The following is a 2,522-nucleotide window of genomic DNA, read 5'->3' as shown; positions in this document are numbered from 1 at the left end:
CCCTCGAGGAGCTACTCATGATCTCGGTCTCCGGCCTGTTCAAGGCCTACGGCGACAACCAGGTGCTGAACGGCATCGACTTCGAGGTCGCGGAGGGCGAGATCTTCGCCCTGCTCGGGCCGAACGGCGCCGGCAAGACCACCACCGTCCAGATCCTCTCGACACTGATCCGCGCCGACGCCGGTGATCTGCGGGTCGCCGGGCACGACGTCGCCCGCGAGCCGGACGCGGTGCGTGCCGCGATCGGCGTCACCGGCCAGTTCTCCGCCGTCGACGGCCTGCTCACCGGCACCGAGAACCTGCTGCTGATGGCCGACCTGCATCACCTTCGGCGGTCACAGGGCAAGCGCCTGGCCCGCGAGTTGCTCGCCCGCTTCGACCTCGAGGACGCGGCGGCCAAGCCGGTGAACACGTACTCCGGTGGCATGAAGCGGCGGCTCGACCTGGCCATGTGCCTGGTCGGCGACCCGCGCGTCATCTTCCTGGACGAGCCCACCACCGGGCTCGACCCGCGCAGCCGGCTGACCGTGTGGGCAATTATCCGCGAGCTGGTTGCCGGCGGCACGTCGGTGCTGCTCACCACGCAATACCTCGAGGAGGCCGACCGGCTGGCCGGCCGGGTGGCCGTGCTGCACCGCGGCGGCCTGGTCGCGACGGGCACGCCCGCCGAGCTCAAGGCCCAGGTCGGCGACTCCGCCACCCTCGACGACGTTTTCCTTGCCCTCACCGAGGAGGTTCCCTCATGACCGCCGTCGCTCTCGCCGTCCGCGACTCCAGCACGATGCTGCGCCGACAGCTCAAACACATCCGCCGATATCCGTCGATGACCGTGATGCTCGCCGGGATGCCGATCGTCTTCATGCTGCTGTTCGTCTACGTCTTCGGCGGGGCGCTCGGCGCCGGCCTCGGCGGTGATCGCGGTGACTACCTCGAATACCTGGTGCCCGGCATCCTGATGACGACGATCGCCGCGGTCGGCACGGCCACCGCGGTGTCGGTGGCGACGGACATGACCGAGGGCATCGTGGCCCGGTTCCGCACGATGGCCATCGCCCGCGTCTCGGTCCTCACCGGGCACGTGCTGGGCAGTGTCCTGCAAGCACTGCTCGCGGTCCTGGTCGTGGGCGTGGTGGCGGTCGCGATCGGATTCCGCGCCGAGGTCGACCCGCTGGCCTGGCTCGGCGCGATCGGGGTGATGGCGATGGCGTCGTTCGCCGTCACCTGGCTGTCGGTGGGCCTCGGGCTGGTCAGCAAGAGCATCGAGACAGCGAGCAACCTGCCCACGTTCCTCTACGTGCTGCCGTTCCTGGGCAGCGCCTTCGTGCCCACCGACTCGATGCCGGCCGGGCTGCGGCAGTTCGCCGAGTTCCAGCCGTTCACCCCGATCATCGAGACGCTGCGCGCCCTGCTCACCGGCGGCCCGGTCGGTGGCAACGCGATCGCGGCGGCGGCCTGGTGCGCCGGCATCGCGCTGGTCGGCTACCTGTGGTCCCGCCGTCTCTACAACCGCTGAGACAGCTTCACAACTGCCGGAAGAGCACTGGCGATTTCACCGATGTGCACAGCATGTTACGAACCAAACACTGACACGCGTCGATCCGTCCGATTCAAGGAGCGTGTCCGACGTGCAGACGTCATCCGTCCCCCTCCGCCGCTGGATAGCCACAGTGGCGACGGCAGTCGCCGTTCTCGCCGGCACCGCGGTGGGCGCCACCCCCGCACTGGCCGCCAGCCCGTACGAGCGCGGGCCCAACCCGACGAACGCGATCCTGGAAGCCTCCAGCGGTCCGTTCAGCACCGCCTCGCAGTCCGTGCCGTCATCCGTCAGCGGATTCGGCGGCGGCGTCGTCTACTACCCGACCACCACCAGCCAGGGCACGTTCGGCGCGGTGGCCATCTCCCCCGGCTTCACCGCCCGCTGGTCGAGCATCTCCTGGCTCGGTCCGCGGATCGCCTCGCACGGTTTCGTGGTGATCGGCATCGAGACGAACTCGACGCTCGACCAGCCCGCATCCCGCGGTCAGCAGTTGCTCGCCGCACTCAACTACGTCACCCAGACCTGGTCCGGGCGCACCCGCGTCGACCCCAACCGGCTGGCCGTCTCCGGACACTCGATGGGTGGCGGCGGCAGCCTCGAGGCCGCCCGCAGCCGGCCGACGCTGCAGGCCGCGGTGCCGCTGGCACCGTGGAACGGCACCAAGAACTGGTCGTCGCTGCGGGTGCCGACGCTGATCGTCGGTGGCGAGTCGGACTCCATCGCGCCCGTCTCCAGCCACTCGGAGCCGTTCTACAACTCCATCCCGGCCTCGGCCGAGAAGGCGTACCTGGAGCTGAACAACGCCAGCCACTTCTTCCCGCAGTCGGTCAACACCCCGACGGCGAAGCAGGCGGTGGCCTGGCTCAAGCGTTACGTGGACGATGACACCCGGTACGACCAGTTCCTGTGCCCGGGCCCGTCGGGCTCGGCGATCCAGGAGTACCGCCAGACCTGCCCGGCCGGCTGACCGGGCAGATCACACACC

At 69.6% G+C, this 2,522-nt stretch carries 3 protein-coding genes; all 3 read left to right on the top strand.

From position 1 onward, the window contains the following. Positions 1-17: 17 nt before the first annotated feature. The 3 genes from AB0M20_RS37860 (at position 18) to AB0M20_RS37850 (ending at position 2,504) form a co-directional block, all read left to right on the top strand. On the top strand, positions 18-746 hold the full coding sequence (locus tag AB0M20_RS37860; protein WP_364305658.1) for an ATP-binding cassette domain-containing protein: 729 nt from the start codon (positions 18-20) through the stop codon (positions 744-746). Continuing rightward, the gene (locus AB0M20_RS37855; protein ID WP_364305656.1) at positions 743-1,513 is read left to right on the top strand and encodes an ABC transporter permease; all 771 of its coding nucleotides are present in this window, start codon (positions 743-745) and stop codon (positions 1,511-1,513) included. Before AB0M20_RS37860 ends, AB0M20_RS37855 begins: the two co-directional genes overlap by 4 nt. Positions 1,514-1,667: 154 nt before the next feature. Beyond that, positions 1,668-2,504, top strand: coding sequence for an alpha/beta hydrolase (locus tag AB0M20_RS37850; RefSeq protein ID WP_364305655.1), 837 nt, complete (start codon positions 1,668-1,670; stop codon positions 2,502-2,504). The last annotated feature ends 18 nt before the right edge of the window (positions 2,505-2,522 follow it).

It is taken from the genome of Actinoplanes sp. NPDC051633, from assembly GCF_040681735.1.
Classification (GTDB): Bacteria; Actinomycetota; Actinomycetes; order Mycobacteriales; family Micromonosporaceae; genus Actinoplanes.
This window is presented reverse-complemented; position numbering and strand designations above follow the sequence as displayed.

What these genes read in the sequence shown, in the direction of transcription:
- AB0M20_RS37855 (WP_364305656.1), top strand. Translation starts at nt 743, where the DNA reads ATGACCGCCGTCGCTCTCGCCGTCCGCGACTCCAGCACGATGCTGCGC.
- AB0M20_RS37860 (WP_364305658.1), top strand. Translation starts at nt 18, where the DNA reads ATGATCTCGGTCTCCGGCCTGTTCAAGGCCTACGGCGACAACCAGGTG.